General features: G+C 72.9%; 20 protein-coding genes. 2 read left to right on the top strand and 18 right to left on the bottom strand.

Annotated features, from left to right (window positions below):
* Positions 1–22: 22 nt before the first annotated feature.
* From ABZU53_RS13525 to ABZU53_RS13515, 3 genes are all read right to left on the bottom strand, one after another.
* Positions 23–931, bottom strand: a complete 909-nt coding sequence (locus tag ABZU53_RS13525; protein WP_355065990.1) for a hypothetical protein — start codon at positions 929–931, stop codon at positions 23–25.
* Positions 932–1014: 83 nt separating this feature from the next.
* Positions 1015–1677 (bottom strand): response regulator transcription factor, encoded by a 663-nt coding sequence (locus ABZU53_RS13520; protein WP_355065988.1) that lies wholly within the window; start codon positions 1675–1677, stop codon positions 1015–1017.
* The gene (locus ABZU53_RS13515) at positions 1674–2792 is read right to left on the bottom strand and encodes a histidine kinase (protein ID WP_355065986.1); all 1119 of its coding nucleotides are present in this window, start codon (positions 2790–2792) and stop codon (positions 1674–1676) included. The genes ABZU53_RS13520 and ABZU53_RS13515 overlap by 4 nt, the downstream gene beginning before the upstream one ends.
* A 219-nt stretch (positions 2793–3011) precedes the next feature.
* On the opposite strand from ABZU53_RS13515, the gene ABZU53_RS13510 reads away from it, so the two are divergent.
* Positions 3012–3449: a DUF6223 family protein gene (locus ABZU53_RS13510; protein WP_355065985.1), complete on the top strand. Its 438-nt coding sequence runs from the start codon at positions 3012–3014 to the stop codon at positions 3447–3449.
* 604 nt (positions 3450–4053) lie between these two features.
* On the opposite strand, the gene ABZU53_RS13505 is transcribed toward ABZU53_RS13510, so the two are convergent.
* The 3 genes from ABZU53_RS13505 to ABZU53_RS13495 all read right to left on the bottom strand — a co-directional run bounded on the left by ABZU53_RS13505 (position 4054) and on the right by ABZU53_RS13495 (position 6470).
* Positions 4054–5307 carry an RNA polymerase sigma factor gene (locus ABZU53_RS13505; RefSeq protein WP_355065983.1) on the bottom strand — a complete coding sequence of 418 codons (1254 nt, stop codon included), beginning with the start codon at positions 5305–5307 and terminating at the stop codon, positions 4054–4056.
* Between the two features lie 37 nt (positions 5308–5344).
* Positions 5345–5716, bottom strand: a complete 372-nt coding sequence (locus ABZU53_RS13500) for a YciI family protein (RefSeq protein ID WP_355065982.1) — start codon at positions 5714–5716, stop codon at positions 5345–5347.
* 67 nt (positions 5717–5783) lie between these two features.
* Positions 5784–6470, bottom strand: a complete 687-nt coding sequence (locus ABZU53_RS13495) for a DUF998 domain-containing protein (RefSeq protein ID WP_355065980.1) — start codon at positions 6468–6470, stop codon at positions 5784–5786.
* A 232-nt stretch (positions 6471–6702) separates the two neighbouring features.
* On the opposite strand from ABZU53_RS13495, the gene ABZU53_RS13490 reads away from it, so the two are divergent.
* Positions 6703–8214, top strand: coding sequence for a PLP-dependent aminotransferase family protein (locus ABZU53_RS13490; protein ID WP_355065978.1), 1512 nt, complete (start codon positions 6703–6705; stop codon positions 8212–8214).
* On the opposite strand, the gene ABZU53_RS13485 is transcribed toward ABZU53_RS13490, so the two are convergent.
* From ABZU53_RS13485 to ABZU53_RS13430, 12 genes are read right to left on the bottom strand one after another with little or no spacing between them, the layout of a single operon-like run.
* Complete coding sequence (locus ABZU53_RS13485; protein WP_355065976.1) at positions 8159–9619, bottom strand: UbiD family decarboxylase; 1461 nt, start codon at positions 9617–9619, stop codon at positions 8159–8161. The genes ABZU53_RS13490 and ABZU53_RS13485 overlap by 56 nt on opposite strands.
* Positions 9619–9984 (bottom strand): chorismate mutase, encoded by a 366-nt coding sequence (locus ABZU53_RS13480; protein ID WP_355065974.1) that lies wholly within the window; start codon positions 9982–9984, stop codon positions 9619–9621. Before ABZU53_RS13480 ends, ABZU53_RS13485 begins: the two co-directional genes overlap by 1 nt.
* On the bottom strand, positions 9981–10328 hold the full coding sequence (locus tag ABZU53_RS13475) for a cupin domain-containing protein (RefSeq protein WP_355065972.1): 348 nt from the start codon (positions 10326–10328) through the stop codon (positions 9981–9983). Before ABZU53_RS13475 ends, ABZU53_RS13480 begins: the two co-directional genes overlap by 4 nt.
* Positions 10318–11022 (bottom strand): flavodoxin family protein, encoded by a 705-nt coding sequence (locus tag ABZU53_RS13470; RefSeq protein ID WP_355065970.1) that lies wholly within the window; start codon positions 11020–11022, stop codon positions 10318–10320. The genes ABZU53_RS13475 and ABZU53_RS13470 overlap by 11 nt, the downstream gene beginning before the upstream one ends.
* Positions 11023–11078: 56 nt before the next feature.
* Positions 11079–12383, bottom strand: a complete 1305-nt coding sequence (locus ABZU53_RS13465) for a TrpB-like pyridoxal phosphate-dependent enzyme (RefSeq protein ID WP_354855618.1) — start codon at positions 12381–12383, stop codon at positions 11079–11081.
* Between the two features lie 26 nt (positions 12384–12409).
* On the bottom strand, positions 12410–13630 hold the full coding sequence (locus tag ABZU53_RS13460; RefSeq protein ID WP_355065968.1) for an MFS transporter: 1221 nt from the start codon (positions 13628–13630) through the stop codon (positions 12410–12412).
* Complete coding sequence (locus ABZU53_RS13455) at positions 13621–14856, bottom strand: ATP-grasp domain-containing protein (RefSeq protein WP_355065966.1); 1236 nt, start codon at positions 14854–14856, stop codon at positions 13621–13623. Before ABZU53_RS13455 ends, ABZU53_RS13460 begins: the two co-directional genes overlap by 10 nt.
* On the bottom strand, positions 14853–15641 hold the full coding sequence (locus tag ABZU53_RS13450) for a phenylalanine--tRNA ligase beta subunit-related protein (protein WP_355065964.1): 789 nt from the start codon (positions 15639–15641) through the stop codon (positions 14853–14855). Before ABZU53_RS13450 ends, ABZU53_RS13455 begins: the two co-directional genes overlap by 4 nt.
* Positions 15638–16927: an MFS transporter gene (locus tag ABZU53_RS13445; RefSeq protein ID WP_355065962.1), complete on the bottom strand. Its 1290-nt coding sequence runs from the start codon at positions 16925–16927 to the stop codon at positions 15638–15640. The genes ABZU53_RS13450 and ABZU53_RS13445 overlap by 4 nt, the downstream gene beginning before the upstream one ends.
* Positions 16927–18216, bottom strand: a complete 1290-nt coding sequence (locus tag ABZU53_RS13440; protein WP_355065960.1) for an amidohydrolase family protein — start codon at positions 18214–18216, stop codon at positions 16927–16929. The genes ABZU53_RS13445 and ABZU53_RS13440 overlap by 1 nt, the downstream gene beginning before the upstream one ends.
* Positions 18217–18249: 33 nt before the next feature.
* Entirely contained in the window at positions 18250–18900 is a 651-nt protein-coding gene (locus ABZU53_RS13435) for a prephenate dehydratase (RefSeq protein ID WP_354855624.1), read from the bottom strand.
* Positions 18884–20308, bottom strand: a complete 1425-nt coding sequence (locus tag ABZU53_RS13430; protein WP_355065958.1) for a phenylacetate--CoA ligase family protein — start codon at positions 20306–20308, stop codon at positions 18884–18886. Before ABZU53_RS13430 ends, ABZU53_RS13435 begins: the two co-directional genes overlap by 17 nt.
* Positions 20309–20348 lie beyond the last annotated feature (40 nt).

Raw genomic sequence — 20348 nt, 5'->3', positions numbered from 1 at the left:
TCAGCGCGGGACGCAGCCGGCCTCAGCGCGTGGCGCGGCCCGGGCGGCCCGGGCCGGTGCCGGAACGCCGGGAACCGATGCGGGGAGCCCGCACCACCGGGGAGCTGCCGGCTCCGGGGCGGAAGTCCCGTGCCGCGGCGGCCACCATGTCGTCGGGATCGCCTTCGAGCGTCCGCCGGACGTGCGCCGGGATGATCTCCGACGTGGCCATCGCCAGCCGGACCTGCACCGAACGGTCGTCGACCAGGGCCGCCAGATCCTCCTCGTCCAGCTCCAGCGCGCGGACCAGCGCGGCCCGCACGTCGACCGCCGGGTCCCTGGCCAGGGCGCTGCGCTGCCCGGCGGTGGTCCGCGGGTTGCGGGCGAGCCCCTTGCGGACGCGGACGGTGCGGTCGGCCAGCAGGGCGACGATGACGTCCGGATCGTGGGTGTGCGTGGCGAGCCGTTCCCGCACCTCGGGTGAGACGTCGTCGACCAGCCGGGCGGCCAGCTCGGGCTCCAACTCGCGGGTCTCGGCGAGCAGGCCCCGAAGCTCCTTGTCGGGTGCGGCTGCCATCACCCGGCGGACCGACTCGTCGCAGGCCGGGTTGCCGGCGACGGCCCAGCGGACCCACCGGTCCGCGTCCTTGACCAGACGCAGGAGATTGCCGACCGAGGTCGCGGGATTGCGCGCCACGGCCTCCCGGACATGACGATCATGGTCGCGGGTCAACGACCGCAGGGCCTGCGCGGGCGCGTCCGGCCGGGCCGCGACCGCCTTGCGGACCGCGACCGACGCGTCGGACGCCAGGTCGATGAGGGTCATCTGTGGCGTTGTGGGGTCGTGTGCGACGGCGAGCCGCGCGTCCGCCCCATCACCGGTCGGACGGTCGGCCGCCGTGCCCGACCCGCTGTCCCGGTCGGCCCCGCCGACGTGCTGCTGCTTGCCCATGGGCGCAATCATGGCACGCGCCGAACCGGACCCCGCGCGGCAAGCCCGCTCGCAGCCCCTGGTCCGCGGCGAGCCGCCGAGGGTCAGTCCTGGCGCGGGGCCACCAGGCCGGACTCGTACGCGACGACCACGAGTTGGGCGCGGTCGCGGGCGTGCAGCTTGGCCATGGCCCGGTTGATGTGGGTCTTGGCGGTCAGTGGGCTGATCACCATCCGCGTGGCGATCTCGTCGTTCGACAGGCCCTGGGCGACCAGGACGACGGCTTCGCGTTCCCGGGTGGTCAACTCCCGCAGGCCGGTCGGGGCCCGCAGGTGGCGCGGCTCGGCGACGTACCGGTCGATGAGCCGGCGGGTGATCGACGGCGCGAGCAGCGCGTCACCCCGCGCGGCGACGCGTACGGCATGCAGGAAGTCCTCCGGCTCGATGTCCTTGACGAGGAAGCCGGCGGCGCCGGCGCGCAGCGCGTGAAAGACGTGTTCGTCGAGGCCGTAATTGGTCAGGATCACGACGTGCACCCCGGCCAGGGCCGGGTCGGCGGCGATGAGCCGGGTCGCCTCGATGCCGTCCAGCACCGGCATCTGGATGTCGATGAGCGCGATGTCGGGCAGGTGACGCCGGGCGAGGGCGACCCCCTCCCGGCCGTCGGCGGCCTCGGCCACCACCTCGATGTCGTCCTCGATGTCGAGGAGCGCGCGGAAGCCGCTGCGCAGCAGCGCCTGGTCGTCGACCAGCAGGACGCGGATCATCCGGGCGGACCGACGGGAAGTTCCGCGTGGACGGTGAAGCCACCCTCGTCCCGCGGCGCCGCGTGGAGGCGACCGCCCAGGGCGGTGACCCGTTCGCGCATCCCGAGCAGCCCGACTCCGGGCTTTGGCACGGTGGCCAGCGTGGCCGTGCCGTCGTCGTCGACGCGGATCGCGAGGGCGTCCGGACGGTAGTCGACGCGGACCGACGCCGTGGCCGCGGCGGCGTGCCGGGCGACGTTGGTGAGGGACTCCTGCACGATCCGGTAGGCCGTCCGGTCCACCGCCGCCGGCACGGCCTGTCGTTCGCCCTCGACCGTCAACGTCGCGTCCAGCCCGGCCATCCGGGCCCGCTGCACCAACTCCGGCAGGTGTTCGAGGCCGCGCGGCGGGTTCCTGCCGTCGTCCCGCAGGGCCTCCAGGGTCGCGCGCAACTCCCGGCTCGCCTCACGGCCGGCCTCCCGGATCGCCAGCAGCGCCTCCGGCACCGCCTCGCCGCGTCGGCGGGCCAGGTGGACGGCCACCTCGGCCTGCACCTTGATGATCGAGATCTGGTGGGTGAGGGAATCGTGCAGCTCCCGCGCGATGTGCAGCCGCTCCTCGTCGGCGCGGCGGCGCGCGGTCTCCTCCCGGGTGCGCTCGGCCTCGTCGGCCCGCCGCTCGGCCTGCCGCAACGCCTCACCGGCGGCGCCTGCGGCGATCAGCCACGCCACCTCGAGCGCGCCCCGGGCCCGTGCGAGCGCCTCGCCCAGCGGCAGGTCCTGCGGCGGGGCGAGAGCCGTGAGGGGCAGAGCGACAAGCATCAGCACGGCGGCGACGACCGTGACGACACGGTGGCCGGCCCGCACGCCGGTGTAGACCGCGAACAGGAAGGCGACGGCCGGCACGTCGAAACCGACCGCCTGGTACCCCACGGCGCACAGCCCGGTGACGGCCAGGACGGCGACGGGCCACCGACGACGCGCCGCCAGCGCCAGACCGCTGGCCGCCAGCAGCGGATAACCGAGCAGGTCGCTGTCGAGGGTGGAGTGGTCCGCGGACAGCCCGGCGACCAGCAGCACCGCCGCCACGCCGACGGCGATGGCCCAGTCCCGGACACCGGCACGCCCTGTGCTCATGGGCGCACCCTAGCCCGAGGTACGCCCCGGGCGACTCCTGCGCGCGGACGACCGGCGCCTACCGCACCTGCGGTAGTCGGGCGCCATCCGCGCCGTGCGCGGCAGTCGCCTGCGCCGGTGGCGGCAGCGCGGAATGCCTCCGGCTGCCGGACGACCGACGGTCGAAGCGGCGACAGGATCGAACGACAACCAACGAGACGTACGACGAAGGAGAAGCACATGTTGCTCTCAGCAAGGCCGACGCGGGCCCGACTGGTGCTCACCGCTGCCGCGTCCGCCGTGGCCGGAGGATTCGGGCTGGCCGCGCCGGCCGCCGCGTACACCTCGTCCGCACCGCTGGCGGCCAGCGTCACCACCATGAGCGCCGGGCGACTCGGTGCGATCGTGGGCGGTCTGCTGGGCCTGGCGGGGGTGATCGTCGGCGCGTTGGCCCTGGCCCGGCCCGCCAGCCGCGTCGGCACCGGCAGCGGGCTGCTCGGGGCCACCGTGGCCCTGGCGGCCGGGCTGATCGGCGTCGCCCTCGGCGCGCTGGTGGTGGCAACCTCGGACGGCGGGATCGGCACCGGCAACGGACGCGGCGGTGCGTACGTGGCCCTCGTGGTGGGGGTGGCCGCCCTCGGCCTCGGCGGGTTGGCGCTGCGCCGCTCCCGCACCTGACCTCCCGTCCGGCGCGGCGTCACCCGTCGGATGACGTCGCGCCGAAGCCGCCCGGTGGTGAGACCGTCCGATCCGGGCGTCGGCCCTGGCGGCTGGCGCAACCTCTTCGGTCGGAGGACGTGTGGCTGCATGTCGCCGCTCGCACCGGACCTTGAGGAACGATGAACCGACAACCACACGCGTGCTCCTGCCTCTCACCCTCCTGGCGGGGCTGGCAGGCTGCGCCACTGCCGACCCCAGCCCGGTGGCCGGGGCCGGCAGCCCGTCACCCACTCCCGGCACCACGACCGCCTCCGGCGTGGCGTCGACCAACCCCGGCGTGCCGTCACCGACCCGCACCGCGGCGCCCGCCACGCCGATCACCACCGTCGAGGCCGCCTGCCCGGTCAGCGCCGCGACCCTGCAACGGGTGGCGGGGCTGGGAGACACCCACCGGATCGACCCGGACCACATCAAATGCGCGCGGCAGTGGGCCACCGCCGGGGTGATCGCCACGCACGACGCGGCCCGCAAACGGCACTCGTCACAGCCACTCCGCGTCGAGCATGTCATTGGACACCTAAAAAGAGGTGACTGGCCCTCCCGACAACCGCGCACGAGGTGGTCAGCCCTCCGACTTAGCGCGGAAGATCTCCCGTTCTTTGGCGTTGCGGGTCAGCGCGGCGGCCCGCGCGTACTCCTGCCGGGACTCGGCAGTCCGGCCGAGCCTCGCCAGGAGATCAGCTCGTACGGCGGGGAGCAGCGGGTACTGATCCAGCGCGCCACTCGCCTGCACCTTGTCGGCAATGTCCAAACCCTCGGCCGCTCCCTGGGCCATTCCCACCGCGACCGCCCGATTCAACTCGGCGACCGGCGACGGCCAGACATAGGACAGCACCAGGTAGAGCGCCGCGATTCGCGACCAGTCGGTCTCCTGCGCCGACCGGGCCCGAGCGTGACAGGCGGCGATCTCGGCCTGCAACACGAACGGTCCGAGCGCGCCGCCGATCTCCTGGGCCCGGGCCAGTGCCGCGAGGCCACGCCGGATCAGCAGTCGGTCCCAGCGGGCCCGGTCCTGGTCGCCGAGCAGAATCGCCGCACCGGCCTCGTCGGTGCGCGCCCACGTTCGCGACGACTGGATTTCCATCAGCGCCACCAGCCCGTGCACCTCGGCCTGATCCGGCATCAGCCCGGCCAGGACTCGGCCCAGCCGCAACGCCTCCCGGCAGAGGTCCGGTCGCATCCAGTCCTCGCCGGCGGTCGCCGAGTATCCCTCGTTGAAGATCAGGTAGAGAACTTCCAGGACCGAGGTCAGCCGCTGGGCGAGCTGATCCGGTGGCGGGAGCTCGAACGGCACCCGTTTAGCGGCCAGGGTGCGTTTGGCCCGCACGATCCGTTGCCCAACGGTCGGCTCGGCGACGAGGAAGGCCCTGGCGATCTCCTCGGTGGTCAGGCCACCGAGCACCCGCAGGGCGAGCGCGGTACGCGCCTCCGTCGACAGCACCGGATGGCAGGAAATGAAGATCAGCCGCAGCAGGTCGTCGCCGACGTGATCGTCCAACGCGTCGTCCACGGCCTCCTGCTCGTCGACCGGGGCGATCTCCAGGTCCCGGCCGATCTCCGCGAGCTTCTCGCCGTACCGGACTCTGCGCCGGACCAGGTCGATCGCCCGATGCTTGGCGGTGGCCATCAGCCATGGCCCTGGATCTCGCGGTACGCCCTGCCTCGGCCACTGCTCCAGCGCGATGACGAGGGTGTCCTGGGCGATCTCCTCGGCCAGGCCGACGTCGCGCACGATCCGGGTCAGACTCGCGATGAGTTGAGCCGCCTCGATCCGCCAGACCGCCTCGACAACGCGATGTGGATCGGTAGCCGTCATGGCTACCGATCCAACCACCATCGAGGTGCTCGCCTGCTCATCCCTGGGGTGCGAAGTCCTCCGGCCCGAAGACCCGGGAGACTTCAGCCTCGCCTTCCCAGCCCTCCCACAGGTCCCGGTGCAGGCGCATGAACCGGCCGGCCCACTCGACAGCCTCCGCCTTGGAACGGACGTCGTACACCACGTAGCTGATCAGCTCCTTGGCCTCGGCGAAAGGACCGTCGACGACGCTGAGCCCGCCGGCGGTGACGTCGATCCGGGCGCTGTCCACGGTGGGAGCCAGACCGCCCATGTCGAGCATCACGCCGGCGTTCGTCGCGTCCATGCCGAGCTTCGCGATGGCCTCCATCAGCTCTGCGGGCGGCGGGGTGTCGGGCTGGGCTGCCTTGAGAATCACCAGATAACGCATTGCCTTCTCCTCTTGGTCGTAGTCAGTGCGGGTTGGATCGGAACGAGTGTCCATCGGATGAGCTGAATCAGTGCGACGCGCGCCGGTAGCGATTGACCGCGACGGCCGCCTGCCAACCGGAAACCAGCAGCACCGCGCCAGTGAAGGCGAGCAGGCTCCAGGACGCGCCAGCACCGGCGGTCAGACCCAGGAAGCTGGCGCCGAACACCACGCCGACGACCCGCGAGGACCACGCCCAACCGGCAGCGCCTTCGGCGGCGAAGCGGCGGGCCAGCACGAAACACGCAGCGATCAGGCAACTGAACCCGATGGCACCGGCAGCGAAGTGACCGTAGCCGTGCCAGCTGATCGTGCCAGGGCCGTCCGGGGTGCCGACCGGGAAACCCAAACCCGGGTCCGCGCGCAGCAGACCGGCGGCGATCAGGCTCACGCCGTACCCGCCGATGAGCCTCGGCGCCCAGCGCGCTCCAGCCCCGGTCCCCAGCACCCGACGCAGCCCGACCGCGGACGCGATGGTCATCAGGCCGCTCACCAGGAAGTTCGTGATGTGAACCCAACCGCGGTCGCCGTTGCTGAGCATGCTCCACGCGTGCCGCGTCGGGTCGAAACCAGCCCGGGTGAACACCTCGATCAGCGACACCGCGACATACAGTGGGCCGGCGATGACGCCGTAGGCCAGGAGGGATTTCGTGACCCGGACCGCCGGGTCGCAGGTCGTCGCGGCCGACGTGGTGGTGGTCATCTGCTCGGTCATCGTCGTTGCCCTTCGCGGTGGGTCGGCTTGTCCGGCCCTTCACCACTCCCTCGAACGACCAGACCCCACTTCGACAGCCCAGCCCAAGTGTTTTTGCAGATCGGAAAACTAGAGTCGGCGGTATGCGGATCCGGATCGACGGCAGCGACCTCCCCGGCCGCCGCACCAGCGCGGATGCTGACGCACTGCGGCTCGCCAACGTACGCGTCGGGGTCCAGAGGAGCATGGGCAGGTGAGTTCTGACCAGCTCCTCGTCACGCTGGACCGCGACAGTTCGGTTCCGTTGCAGCAGCAGCTCTGCGACCAGATCAGTGGGTCCGTGCGGGCCGGCCGGCTGCGCCCGGGCGACGCGGTGCCGCCCAGCCGCGAGCTGGCGCACCAGCTCGGGGTCTCCCGGACGGTGGTGACCCGGGCGTACGAGCTGCTGCGGGCCAACGGGGTGCTCACCTCACGGCGGGGTTCCGGCACACGGGTCAGCGCCGCGCTGACCGACACGCCGCCACCCGCCACGCGCGCCGCCCGCGCGCACCTGCGGCCCGAACCCCCACTGCCCACCGACGCCGGCAGTGCGCTGTGGAAGCCGTGGGAACCGGCGCCGATGCACCGGCCGGACGGGACGTACGACTTCCGGCACGGCACGCCGGCGCTGGCCAGCTTCCCGGTGACCCGGTGGCGGCAGTCCCTCGCCGACGCGGTGAGCCGGGCCGACGCGGTGGCCCTGGGTTACGGCCCGGCCGAGGGCGCGCTGTCGTTGCGTGCTCAGATCACCGCCCTGCTGCGGCGCAGTCGCGCGCTGGACGCCACCCGCGAGAACACGGTGGTGACCAGCGGCGCCACCCAGGCCATGGACATCCTGGTCCGGCTGCTCGTCGGCCCCGACGACGTGGTGATCATCGAGGATCCGAGCCACACCGTGCTGCGGCAGATCTTCGGCTACTCGCGGGCCGCGGTGGTGCCGGTCGGTGTCGACGAGGAGGGCCTGCGGGTCGACGAGATCGAGTGCCAGGTCCGCGCGCACGGCCTCGACCCGGCCCGGGTACGCCTGGTCTACGTCACCCCGTCGCACCAGTTCCCCACCGGGTTCATCATGTCCGAGCGGCGGCGACGAGCGCTGCTGCGCTGGGCCCGCGAACACGGGGCCACGGTGCTGGAGGACGACTACCACAACGAGTTCACCTTCGCCGAGGAGCGGTTGCCGTCGCTGGCCGCCGACCCGCAGGACGCCGACGTGGTCTACGTCGGCAGCTTCAGCAAGACCCTCTTCCCCTCGCTGCGCATCGGGTACGCGGTGTTGCCGCCACATCTCGTCCGGTCGTTCCTGGGCGTCAAGTGGATCACCGACCGGCTGACCCCGACGCTTACCCAGGAGGCGCTGGCCGAGTTCATCTCCTCCGGCGCGTACGCCCGGCACATCGGCCGGATGGACCGCCTCTACCGGCAGCGGCGCGCCCGGCTGCTGGAGGCGCTGTACGAACACTTCGGCGCGGGGGTGCGGATCTCCGGCACGGCGGCCGGGCTGCACGTGCTGGTGACCCTGGGCGGCGCGCCCGACGTCGGCGAGGCCGAGATCGTGCGCGCCGCCGCCGCGCGAGGCGTACGGGTCTACCCGGCCTCGGGCTACTTCGTCACCCGCCCGCCGACCGAGCCGACCTTCCTGATCGGGTACGCGGCGCTGCCCACCGCAAAGATCACCGAGGGAGTGGCGCTGCTGGCCGCCGCGGTGCGGGACGTGACGGCTCGGTGAAGCGGGGCCGGTGAAAGCGCGCGCTCTGGGCGTACGGGACGGTGCAGTCGAAGACCGCCTTCGCCGTGCGCCCGTCGGCCGACAGCGACGGTGAGTAGCCGGTGTGCTGGCTCGGGTCGAGCGGAAAGCCCTCCCGGTCCGGCAGCACGAGCAGGTCCTGGTCGGCCTGGAAGCGGGTGACCATCGCCCACCACAGGTCCTGATCGGACTCGATGTCGACGTCCTCGCCCACGCACAGCACCAGCTTGGCCATCCGGAACTGCTTCAGCACCGCCTCGGCGGCGGCGCGTACCGCGGCGTCGTCGGACGGGCCGCGCTTGGCCGGCCACTGGAGCACCACCATGAGCTGACCACCGCCCGCGGTGTGACAGTGCGCCGCCAGGGCCGGCGTCCCCCGGCGGCGCAGCAGGTCCAGCACCGCGGCCTCCATCCCGAAGCCGAGCAGCACCGACTGCTCGTGCCCGGGCCCGGAGACCGCCTGCAGGATCGGGCTCTCCCGGGCGGTGATCGCGGTGACCTGGATCAGCGGCAACGAGGGATGCGCCCGACCCTGGTAGCCGAGGAACTCCGGCGTGGCCACCGTGCCGTGCGCGCTCTCCGGCACCCGGTCGGCCAGCAACTCGCCCTCGATGACGTACTCGGCGTGCGCGATGAACTCGGCGTCCACCGTGGCGCAGGGCAGCAGCTCCACCGGCTGACCGGCGAGCGCGCCGGCCACCGCCAGCTCGTCGAGGTCCGGCGGGACCAGCGAGGTCGGGCAGCAGGAGGACAGCAGCACCGCCGGGCTCAGCCCGAGGTGGATCGCGACCGGCAACGGACGCCCCCGGCGCAGGGCGGCCTGGTGCGCGAGCTCCAGGTCCCGTCCGGGCACCATCCAGATGGTCAGCGTGTCGGGCCCCTGCACGCACATCCGGTGCACGGACAGGTTGCGGACCCCGGTGTCCGGGTCGGTGGCGAGCACCGCGCCGAGGGTCAGGTACGGCCCGGCGTCCTCGTCGGTGAGGACCGGCACCGGCAGCGCGGTCAGATCCAACGGCAGCGTCTCGCGCGGCCAGCGGGACGCGTCGGGGGCGGGCACCGGCGGACGGGGGGCGGCCACCGCGGCGAGCAGCCGGTGCGGCAGCTCGGCCGGCGTGCAGCCGAGCAGACCGGAGGCACGCCGGCGGGTGCCGTAGAGGCCCATCAGCACCGCCCGGGTCGGGCCGTGGTCGGGGCGTACCCGGTCGAAGAGCACCGCCGGGCCGGCACCGGTGGGCGGGGCGGCGGGCGCACCCGCCCAGCGGGCGTAGTGGGCGGAGACGCCGTAGCGGGCGGGCAGCTCCGTGGCGACGCGGACCAGCTCGCCCGGGAGCGGGTCGAGGCTGGCCAGGGCGTGCCGCAGGTCGACGGGCGGGCGGTGGCTCATCACTCCTCCGCCAGTGACGCGGTGGCACGGCGGGCTGCCAGCAGGTCGAGCTGCATCCGGGTCAGCTCGTCGATGAGCGCACGGTAGGTGCCGACCGCGACCTCGGGCGGCATGCCGTGCCGGGTGGCCAGGTCGTGCACCCGGCCGAGCACCTGCCGTACCCGGTCGGGTGATCGGACGGTCGCCTCGTCCGTCTTGTGCGCGGTCAGCTCCTGCACCACCCGGGTACGCTCCGCCAGCAGGGCGATGATCCGCTGGTCGAGCGCGTCGATGGCGACCCGCAGCTCGGCGATCCGGGCCGGGCCGTCGGCGCCGCCGGCCGGCGGAGAGCCGGCCGGCGGCGCGACCCGGTGCTGATCGCTCACGGCTGCGGGACCTGGTCGATCACGAAGACGACGCTGGGCTCGGCGTCGCTGCCCTGGGACCGGTGCTCCTCGTCGTCGGGGATGACGAAGCCCATGCCGGGGCGGCACGGCACCGACCGGTCCCGGAAGTGGATGGTGAACTCGCCCTGCAGGACGTAGCCGGTGTGCCCGCGCAGGCACCAGTGGTGCTCGTCGAAGCCCGGCGGCAGCTCCAGCAGGCGCAGACGCTGACCCCCGACGTACGAGATCTTGACGCGCCCCTCGGCTCCCGGCTTGTCCCACCTCTCCCACTCGGTGGCCGGGAAGTCGATGCCGACCGGCGCGGCGACCTGCTCAGTGGACATTCTCGATATCTCCTCTGGTTGGGGCGGTTTCGGTACGGCGGGGCCGCGGAACACGCTCGTTGCGGTCGCGGCGCGGGAGGACCGGACCGCCGTCGACCCGCTGGTGCCGCTTGAGCAGCTGCACCATGTCGAGCATCCGGTGCACCATCCGCTCCAGCGCGTCGACGCCCTCGACATCGGTCAGGCCGGGAGCGCCGGTGGTGTTGCGCAGCAGGACGGGGAAGCCGCTGCCCACCAGAATCATCCGGTTGAGCAGCAGGTTGTTGACGATCTGGTTGTGCACCGACGAGTCGCTGTATCGGCGCCCGGTGACGATGATGCCGCCGACCTTGTCGGCCAGCGGCCGGGTGAAACGCAAATAGCCGACGCCCGCCCGCTCGATGAAGACCTGCATGAGGTGGGCGAGGCCGAAGCCGTGCACCGGGGCCGCGTAGATCAGCCCGTCGGCGCTGGCCATCTGCTCCACCAGGGCGGGGACGTCGTCGTCCACCTGGCAGGGCAGAGTACGGCTGTTGCAGTCGCCGCACGGGCTGCACGGCGAGATGCGGTGCTCGCGTAGCGCGATGGTGCGCAGGATCGCGCCCCGCTCGGCGATCAGCTTGCCCGCGTACGCGATGGCGTGGTCGGTGTTGCCACCGGCCCGTTCCGATCCGTTGATGGCGAGGATGGTCGCTGCTTCGCTGTGCAATGGCACCCCCGGTGCTCGTCGCGAAGGGTGGACGCCGCAGCGGCGCCCACCCCCTTGCGAGGTCAGTCCGTCAGTTTTCCGGCGAAGTAGTCGATGTAGGCCTGCATGTCGAAGTGGCCGTGCCCCGAGAGGGAGAAGACGATGGCCTTCGACTCGCCCGTCTCCCGGCAGCGCAGCGCCTCGTCCACCGCCACCCGGACCGCGTGGGTGGACTCCGGGGCCGGCACGATCCCCTCGCTGCGGGCGAACAGCACGCCCGCCTCGAAGCAGGCGGTCTGCGGCACCGCCCGCGCCTCGATCAGGTCGATGTCCCGCAGCGCGCTGACGATCGGCGCCATGCCGTGGTAGCGCAGCCCACCGGCGTGGATCGCCGGCGGGTGGAAGTCGTGGCCCAGGGTGTGCATCTTGGCCAGCGGGGTGAGCCCGGCGGTGTCGCCGAAGTCGTAGTCGTAGCTGCCCTGGGTCAGCGACGGGCAGGAGGCCGGCTCCGCCGCGACGAACCGCACCGTCGGGCCGCCCCCCAACTGGCGGCGCAGGAACGGCAGCGCCAGCCCGGCGAAGTTGGAGCCGCCGCCGGCCGCGCCGACCACGATGTCCGGGTAGTCGTCGGCCATCGCGAGCTGGAGCAGCGCCTCCTGCCCGATGATCGTCTGGTGCATCAGCACCAGGTTGAGCACCGAACCGAGGGCGTACTTGGCGGCGCCGCCGCTGGACATCGCCGCCTCCACCGCCTCGGAGATGGCCAGGCCGAGGCTGCCGGTGGAGTCCGGGTCGGCGGCGAGGGCCGCCCGGCCCGCCCCGGTACGGTCGCTCGGGCTCGCGGTGACCGACGCGCCGAACGTCTCCATCAACCCCCGCCGGTACGGCTTCTGGTCGTAGCTGATCCGCACCATGAAGACCTCGCAGTCGAGGCCGAAGTACGCGCAGGCCATCGAGAGCGAGCTGCCCCACTGGCCGGCGCCGGTCTCGGTGGTCAGCCGCTGCACGCCGTCGAGCTTGCTGTAGTACGCCTGCGGCACGGCGGTGTTCGGCTTGTGGCTGCCGGCCGGGCTGACCCCCTCGTACTTGAAGTAGATCCGGGCCGGCGTGTCGAGGGCCTGCTCCAGGCGACGGGCGCGTACGAGCGGGCTGGGCCGCCACTGCCGGTAGATGTCGAGCACCGGCCCGGGGATGTCCACGTCCCGCTCGGTGGTGAACTCCTGCTCGATCATGCCGGTGGCGAAGAGCGGTTCGAGATCCGCCGCGGTGATGGGCTCCCGGGTGCCGGGGTGCAGCATCGGGGGCAGTCCCTTGGGCAGGTCGGGAACCACGTTGTACCAGGTCGTCGGGATGTCACTCTCGGGCAGCACGAACTTCGTCGCGGTCATGGCCTCTTCCGATGCGGGGTGGGGTGTCAGGGACTGGCGGTGGCCGGTTCGGCGAGTGCCGGCACGGGCCGGACGGCCGGTCGGATCCGCAGCGCTGCGAACGCGACCATGCCGACCACCGGGGTCAGCAGGAGCAGCAGGAGAACGGGACGGTGTCCCTGGGTCTGCCAGACGAAGCCGAGACCCATCGGCACGACCAACCGGGCGGAGCTGAGCACGAAGGCGTTCAGGGCCATGAAGCCGCTGACCCGGTGCTCCGCCACGTGGTCGGCGATGTAGGTGGGCACCACCACCGACGCGATGATCTCGCCGAGGGTCCAGACCACAGTGGAGAGCAGCACGGCGGGCAGCGAGAACGCGAACACCAGGACGGCCATCCCGGTCGACCAGAGCAGGCCCGCCACGATCAGCAGGACCCGGGTCGAGTACGCCTTGATCCGCTTCTCGATCAGCAGGCTCGCGCTGACCACGACGACGCTGTTGATGGTGTAGACCGCCCCGACCAGCGCCACCGACGAGTGCAGCACTGTGGTGACCGCGAGGGGCAGCGTGTATTCCAGACCGATCAGCGGCGCGACGTAGCAGAACGAGACGAGCACCAGCACCGCCACGTCGAGGTCGCGCAGCAGCCCGGCCCGTCCGGTGCTCGCGGTCAACGACGCCGTCTGGGCACGCCGGGTGTCCGCCGGCACGAAGAGCCAGATGGTCGCCGCCGCGAGCAGGCCGAGCAGGATGTTCCCGGCGAACATCAGCTGGTACGAGAAGGCCGCCGCGAACCCGCCGAGCAGCGGGCCGACCCCCATGCCGAGGTTGTTGGCGAGGTAGCTGACCGTGTACGCGAAGGGCCGCTCACCGGGCTCGGTCAGGTCGGCGATCAGCGTGTTCGCCGCCGGCGCGAACATCCCCATCCCGACCAGCGCGACGAAGAGCAGCACCGCGTACGTCCAGGTGGGACCGTTGACCAGGGCGAGGCCCAGGTAACCGGCCGCGTTGAGCAGCAGGCTCGACACCAGCGCGGCGCGTCGGCCGGCCCGGGCGCAGACCGGGCCGCTGAGCAGGCTACCGGCGAGCAGGCCGGTGCTGCCGACGGAGATCAGCACGCCCGCCTCGCCGGTGCTGAGGTGCCGGCTCTGCACGAGGTAGACCGCGAGCAGCGGGAACACGAACATGCCGGCCCGGTTGATGAAGGAGGCGTAGACCAGCATCCGCAGCGGGCGCGGCAGGGCCCGGAACCGGGTCAGCCACATGACGGCTCCCCCACCGGCTCGGTGCGCACCTCGAAGGAGTCCCGGATGACCTTGAACCGGGCACGGACGTCGTCGAAGTCCCGGCCCTCGCAGACGTACCAGCCGAGCACGTCGTTGGAGGCGGTCGGCACGGCGAGCACGTCCCCGACGGTCTTCCACACGTCCGCGTCGCGCACCGCGTCCAGCGCCCGCAGCTCGTCGACCGTGGTGATCGCGGTGATCCGGCCGTACCGGTCGGAGCAGAGGTATTCGGTGCCGATCTCCGGGCCGAGGGTGGCCGCCGGCACGTGCTCCGGGTCCAGTTCCAGGCGGCACCACTCCCCCGCCAGGTTGATCCCCCGGCCGGCCTGGATGGCGGGGACGATCGAGCCGCCGCCGGCCCGTGCGGCCGCCTCGCCGAAGACGACCTCGCCGTCGTCGCGGAGGAAGAACTCCACGTGCGCCACGCCGGTACGCATCCCGAAGCCGCGCAGCACGGTGGCGCTGGCGGCCAGGATGCGCCGCTCCGCAGGGGTCAGATCGTGCTTGCGGGAGACCGTGCCGCCGGGCTCGTCGCGGAACTCCAGGACCGAGTACGTGTAGCGGGAGAGCTGCTCGAAGACCACCTCGCCGTCGCGCAGCAGCGAGTCGACGTGGTACTCGGCGCCCCGGACGTACTCCTCCACCCGGTAGTCGTGCCGGTCGTCGGCGATCAGCGGCCACACCCGGGCCAGGTCCTCGGTGGAGTCCACCCGGTGGGTGTCGCCGCAGGCCCAGCCGGCGTACGGCTTGATCACCACCGGCCAGCCCGCCTCGGCGGCGAACTCGGCGACCGCCCCCACCGTCTCCGGGCGGCACGAACGGGCCACCGGCACGCCCAGCTCGGTGGCCCGGCGGTGCATCACGTTCTTGTCCCGGAAGGTCAGGGCCTCCTCCGGGTCGAGCCCGTCGATGCCGTGGTCGCGCCGGCAGTACGCGGCGGTCAGCACGTCACCCTCGAAGAGCGGGAAGATGCGCCGCACCGGGTGCGTGGCGAGGATCGTCGCGACGACCGAGCGGACGGCCTCGGTGTCGTCGAGGTCGGCGTGGTAGCAGGGCAGGCCGGCGGCTTCGGCGGCCGGCTGCCCGGTCGGCAGCAGCGCCACGCTGGTCACGCCCAGCTCGGCGGCGGCGGCGACCACGCTGCGGAACTGGGCCGCGTACCGGCCGGCCGCCGGCCGGTAGATCACCAGGATCGCGCGGTTCACGGACGACTCCCCTGGTGGTTGCCGGCGGAGCTGAGCGGGCCTGCGGTACGCAGGACGGCGCTTGTCGTTCCTGCGTCGAGCACCGCCTCCTGCCGCGGGGCGTCGGACAGGTCGTCGAGGGCGGCGGTCAGCTGGGCCAGCGCGTCCACCACCTCCGCCCGGCCGCCGGGGTGGGCCGACTCGACGGTGAGCAGCAGCCGGTGCCGGCCCAGGTCGGTGCGGACCAGGTGTCCCTGCCGCCAGTTCCAGCGCCGGGAGTGGGCCCGCCCGTCGGCGTCGGCGTAGACGACCTCGCCCGGTTCGGGTCGCTCCGGCGCGTCGGGCACGCCAAGGGGCAGGAACGTCTCGGTGCCGTCGGCCGGTCGGACGACGAGGTCGGTGATGCCGTCGACCGCGCACGAGGCCACCGGCAGCGCCGCGCCGAGCGAGACGGCGTTGCAGAGGTCGACCAGGGCGTTGATCCGGGGCAGCCGGTCGCCCTTGGCGACCCGTCGGGCGATCGACTCGGCGGCGCAGGGGAACCGGTTCGGGTTCACCCCCACCGTCCGGTACGCCTCCCGCCACGCCGCGATGCCCGGCAACTCGGCCACCCCCGCCTTGTCCAGGTCGGCCGCGTGCAGCGCGTCCTCGGCGGCGGTCAGCAACGCCGACACGCGGGGAGGCGCCGGGGCGACCTCGATCGCCGGCAGGGCGAGCACGCCGAGGACGTAGTCCGGCACTGCGGTCAGCACCCGGTCGTCGATGCGGACGGTGAGGGTGTCCGCACCGTCGCTGAGCTGGGTCATCGTGATCCTCGTGAGGTTCGGGTCCGATTGTCGGTCCGACCGTACGCAGCGCGACGACCACCGGGTGTGGCCAATCCGGGGTGATCCGGTGTGGCCAATCCGGCGGTCGGTGGCTGGTCGTCGCGACCGCCGGCACGGGTCCGCGCGCCGAGCAGCGTGGTGCCCACCGCCAGGACGCAGAGCGCGGCGCCGACCGGCCCGAGCAGGTCGAGGGCGTCCGCGCCGCCGTGGCGCAACAGCCGGTTGCCGAGGAAGCCGCCGAGGGCGATGCCCACGAACGTGGCCGAGGAGTTGAGGGACAGCAGCAGCGGCCCGGAGGTCGGCGCGATCGTGAAGAGCCGGTGCTGCTGGGCCGGCTGCGTGGCCATCGCGGTGACGCCCCAGGCCGCCATGGCCAGCGCGGCCGGAAGCAGCGCCTGCCGGGTCAGCGGCAGCGTGACCAGCACCAGGGCGAGCCCGGTGATCGAGACCACCAGGACCGGCAGGCCACCGAAGCGGTCGGTGGCCCGCCCGCCGAGCACCGTCCCGACGACCGCCGGCACACCGAAGATCAGCAGCAGCACCGCGAGCAGGGTTCCGTCGCCGTCGGTGGCCGGCGCGAGCAGCGCCCCGACGTACGTCAGGGCGAGGTAGCCGCCGGTCATGAAGAGCGCGGTGGTGAGCACCGCCAACCCGACGCGGCTCTCGCGCACCGGGGCGAGCCGGGCTGCCAGCGATGGGCCGGGCGGCAGCGCCAGCCTCGGCAGGCCGACCAGCACCGCCACCGCGCAGGCGGCGCCGAGGGCGGCGAGCAGCCAGAAGGTGGCCCGCCACTGCAGGTCGGCGGCGAGCCAGGTGCCGAACGGCACCCCGGCCACGGTGGCCGCGGAGAGGCCGCCGAGCACCACGGCCATGGCCCGGCCACGCCGCTCGGGCGGGGCCAGCGCGGCCGCCGACGCGGTGGCGGCGGGGACGTAGAGCGCGGCGCTGACCGCCGTGAGGACCCGGGCCAGCAGCAGCAGCGGCAGGTCGGGGGCGAGCGCCGAGGCGACGTTGCCCAGGGTGAACCCGACCAGCGAGATCACCAGCACGGTACGCCGCTCCAGCCGGCCGGCCAGTGCGCCGAGCACCGGGGCGGCGACGGCGTACGCGAGGGCGAAAACCGTGCTCACCCACCCGGCCGAGGCGACGCTCACCCGCAGCGTGCGGGCCACCTCGGGGAGCACCCCCGCGACGACGAAGGTGTCGGTGCCGATGGCGAACGCCCCGACGGCGAGCAGCGGGACGACCGGCACGGACCGCCGCATCACGCCACTCCCGCCGGCTGCCCGGCGCGGTAGCGGGCGGCGTCCCCGGCGACCACCCGGCCGCCCAGCAGCACCAGCTCGATCGCCTCCGGCCGGCCCAGCACCGTGATGTCCTCGGCCGGGTCGCCGTCGGTGACGACCAGGTCGGCCAGCCGGCCCGGCTGCACCGTGCCCGCGTCGTCGCCGCGCCCGGCCAGCCGCGCGCCGTTGGCCGTGGCCCAGGTCAGCACCACCGGCGCGGGAATGCCGGCCATGCTCACGTAGGTCTCCAGCTCCTCGGCGTACCGGCCGTGCGGGGTCCAGGCGAACCCGAAGTCGTCGCCGGCCACGATGGGGATGCCCATCTGCACCATCAGCGGCAGGATGCGCAGGGTGTTCTCCACCTCGGCCTGGAACTCGAGCGTCTCCAGGTACTCCGGGGTCTTGCCGTGTCGCGTGCCGGTGGTGAGCAGCCGGTACGGCTGGTGCAGGCTCGGCACCACGAAGATGCCCCGCTCGGCGATCGCCTCCAGGGCCGCGTCGTCGGCGTACGTGGCGTGGTCGATCACGTCGACCCCGGCGGCGATGGCGTTGCGGATGCCGCCCAGCCCGCGCGAGTGCGCCCGGATGCGGACCCCCCGCTCGTGCGCCGCCCGCGCCGCGATCACCAGCTCCTCGGCCGTGAACAGCAGCTCGTGGGAGCGGCCGTTGGGGAACGTGTCGTCCCCGGTGGAGAAGACCTTGATGATCTCCGCGCCCTGCTTGACCTCGGTGTCGACGTACTCGATCAGCTCTTCCGGGGTGTCGGCCAGCCGCATGAGGTCACTCGGAATGCGTTGCTTGACCGCCGGGTTGCGGCGCTCCGGCGGACCGGACACCATCAGGTCCCGGCTGCACGGGGTGATGCGCGGGCCGGGCAGCTGGCCGGCGTCGATCGCCCGGCGCAGCGCCATGTCGATGCCGGCCACCGAGCCGGCGCCGACGAAGGCGGTGTAGCCCAGCCGCAGCATCTCCGCCGCGTTGGCGGCGGCCCCGAGGGTGACCTCCGGGATGCTGTACTTGAACAGCATCTCCCGGCCGTCGAGCACGTTCAGGTACGCGATGTGGGTGTGGCCGAGCGTCATGCCCGGCATGACCGTCCGGCCGTCGAGGTCCAGGACGTCGATGTCCGGGTCGTGCAGGGGCGCCTGCGCCTCGGGTAGCACGGCCGCGATGCGCTCGCCGTCGAGCAGCACGCTGTGGCGCGGTCGGGAGGGCACCGCCAGTCCTTCCTGGACGGTGGCGCGGTGCAGCAGCATTCGTCGGGACACGAGGCGTCTCTCCGGTTCTCTCGGTGTCTGGTCTCAGCGGCGGCCGAACAGGGTCCACACGATCTCGGCGCCCGGACGGCGGGCCACCCACCGCAGGCCGTGGCCGTCGACCCCGGGCGCGTTGGTCACGGCGACGTCGGCGCCGCCGGCGGCGAGGATCTCGGCGGCGTGCTGGGTGGAGTCGGCGTCGACCCACCGCACCGACCGGTCCCGCAGGGCCGGTGGCGCGAGGTCGGTGAAGATCCGCCGGACCTCCCAGAGAGCGGCCACGGCGAGCTGACCACCGGAGGCGTCCGGCTCGCGGTCCGGATGGGCCGCGATGCCGTACTCCGGGGTGGCCTGGGCGAAGTAGGCCTCCAGCCGCAGGTCGCGGTGCCAGTGGAAGCGGGTGAGCCCCTGGTAGGCGCTCGGCACGAGGGCCTGGTCGACCCGCCGGTCCACCAGCGCCGCGAGCACCGCGTCGAAGGTGTCGGACAGCTCGACGCGCAGCCCGTGCCGCTCGGCGAGGAACACCGCGGTCAGGTGGCTGGACGTCCCGGGCGGGCCGAGCGTGGCCAGCGTGGTGCCGGGCCGGCTCGCCCAACCGTCCACCACGCTGCGCCAGCGCCGCCCGTACGCCTCGGTGAGCGGCCCGGGCAGCGCCGGCACCCGCTCGTCGGCGACGGTCTCAGGTGGTGTAGCCACGGTTGCCCGCCATCCGCTGCGCCACCTGGGTCTCGTGGTCGGCCTCGACCCGCCGGTCGACGATCCGGGCGGCCTTCCAGCTCACGAAGGCGCCGGTGCTGACGATCGGGTCGAGCCCGTCGGTCAGCTCCACCTCGACGGGTACGCCGAGCGCGGCGGCGGCCCGCTCCCGGGTGCCGTCGGCCACCCCGGCGGGGTCGTCGACGAGGTCCTTGAGCAGTTCCAGGCGGACGGTCAGCCGGTCGCCGCCGGCGGCCGGGTCGTGGTCGATCACCACCTGGTAGCCGCCGGAGCCGGTGACCCCGGTCAACACGGCCGTCTCGATCTGGCCGGCGGTGAAGCGTCGACCGCCCAGCTCGATGCGGTCCAGGGTCCGGCCGACGATCTGCACGAGGTCGCCGGCCATCTCGCAGTCACAGTCGGACGCCTCGACGATCACCGCGTCGCCGGTGCGGTAGCGGACCAGCGGTTTCACCCCGTCGATCAGCATGGTGACGGTGAGTTCCCCGCTGCCGCGTGGGCCGTGCGACGCGCCCGTCTCCGGGTCCACCACCTCGATCAGGTAGTTGGTCTGGGAGAGGTGCATCCGCTTGTTGCGGCAGGCGGTGGCGATGACGAACGCCTCCTGCGAGCCGTACAGGATGTTGTAGACGTCCGCGCCCCAGACGGATTCCAGGTTGCGGGCCAGCGCCGGGGTGCACATCTCGCCGGTGACGAAGAGCAGCTTCACGGCGAAGTCCTCACGCAGCCGGTAGCCGTAGTGCTCGGCCGCCTTGGCGAGCATCATGGCCACACCCGGCGTGCAGCAGACGACCTCCAGCTCCAGGTCCTTCATGAGTTGCAACGCCTTGGCGAACCCGATCACCGGCGAGTACGGCCAGATCTTCGCGTTGAGCGAGCCGACGTTGCGGGCGATGTCACCGAGGGTGTCGCCGAAGGAGTGCACCTCGGTCGGGCCCATCAGCCCGATCCGCGGCGGGTGGTCGCCGAAGTGGTGGCGGAAGATCGACGCCCAGGACTCGGTGACGTGGGCGTTGCTGGCCACCACCTCCCGACCGTCGCGGGGGCACGGGGTCGCGCGGCCCGTCGTGCCGGTCGTCTCGTAGAAGAAGATTCCCTCGGCCAGCGGTCGGCTGAGCACGTCGAGCATCTCCTCGCGCAGGTGCGTCTTCGTCGTGAAGGGCAGCCGGTCGAGGGTCGCGGGGGTGATCGTGGCGAGGTCGACGTCGGCCAGGTGCCGGGCGTAGAACGGCGAGCCGGTCGTCACCTGGTCGAGCACCGTGCGCAGTTGGCGTTCCCGCCACGCGTTCAGCTCGGCGGGATCGAGGGTGCGGTCGTAGAAGGCCTTGTGCAGGGCCAGGTAGTCGACGGCGAAGTCGGCCGCCGGTCCGGTGGTCGGAAGCCACATGGTCGGGATCCTCTCCAGGGGTGAGCCGGCTGCGGTGCGA

The sequence above is a fragment of the Micromonospora sp. NPDC005194 genome, assembly GCF_040608335.1.
GTDB lineage: Bacteria > Actinomycetota > Actinomycetes > Mycobacteriales > Micromonosporaceae > Micromonospora.
Note: the sequence above shows the minus strand (reverse complement) of the source record. Positions and strands in the feature narration are given on the sequence as shown.

Excerpts from the sequence above, each read along its gene's own strand:
- ABZU53_RS13450 (WP_355065964.1), bottom strand. The coding sequence starts at position 15,641 with ATGACCCAGCTCAGCGACGGTGCGGACACCCTCACCGTCCGCATCGAC.
- ABZU53_RS13505 (WP_355065983.1), bottom strand. The coding sequence starts at position 5,307 with ATGACGGCTACCGATCCACATCGCGTTGTCGAGGCGGTCTGGCGGATC.
- ABZU53_RS13520 (WP_355065988.1), bottom strand. The coding sequence starts at position 1,677 with ATGATCCGCGTCCTGCTGGTCGACGACCAGGCGCTGCTGCGCAGCGGC.
- ABZU53_RS13510 (WP_355065985.1), top strand. The coding sequence starts at position 3,012 with ATGTTGCTCTCAGCAAGGCCGACGCGGGCCCGACTGGTGCTCACCGCT.
- ABZU53_RS13525 (WP_355065990.1), bottom strand. The coding sequence starts at position 931 with ATGGGCAAGCAGCAGCACGTCGGCGGGGCCGACCGGGACAGCGGGTCG.
- ABZU53_RS13515 (WP_355065986.1), bottom strand. The coding sequence starts at position 2,792 with ATGAGCACAGGGCGTGCCGGTGTCCGGGACTGGGCCATCGCCGTCGGC.
- ABZU53_RS13445 (WP_355065962.1), bottom strand. The coding sequence starts at position 16,927 with ATGCGGCGGTCCGTGCCGGTCGTCCCGCTGCTCGCCGTCGGGGCGTTC.
- ABZU53_RS13485 (WP_355065976.1), bottom strand. The coding sequence starts at position 9,619 with ATGAGCCACCGCCCGCCCGTCGACCTGCGGCACGCCCTGGCCAGCCTC.
- ABZU53_RS13430 (WP_355065958.1), bottom strand. The coding sequence starts at position 20,308 with ATGTGGCTTCCGACCACCGGACCGGCGGCCGACTTCGCCGTCGACTAC.
- ABZU53_RS13495 (WP_355065980.1), bottom strand. The coding sequence starts at position 6,470 with ATGACCGAGCAGATGACCACCACCACGTCGGCCGCGACGACCTGCGAC.
- ABZU53_RS13500 (WP_355065982.1), bottom strand. The coding sequence starts at position 5,716 with ATGCGTTATCTGGTGATTCTCAAGGCAGCCCAGCCCGACACCCCGCCG.
- ABZU53_RS13465 (WP_354855618.1), bottom strand. The coding sequence starts at position 12,383 with ATGACCGCGACGAAGTTCGTGCTGCCCGAGAGTGACATCCCGACGACC.
- ABZU53_RS13475 (WP_355065972.1), bottom strand. The coding sequence starts at position 10,328 with ATGTCCACTGAGCAGGTCGCCGCGCCGGTCGGCATCGACTTCCCGGCC.
- ABZU53_RS13460 (WP_355065968.1), bottom strand. The coding sequence starts at position 13,630 with ATGTGGCTGACCCGGTTCCGGGCCCTGCCGCGCCCGCTGCGGATGCTG.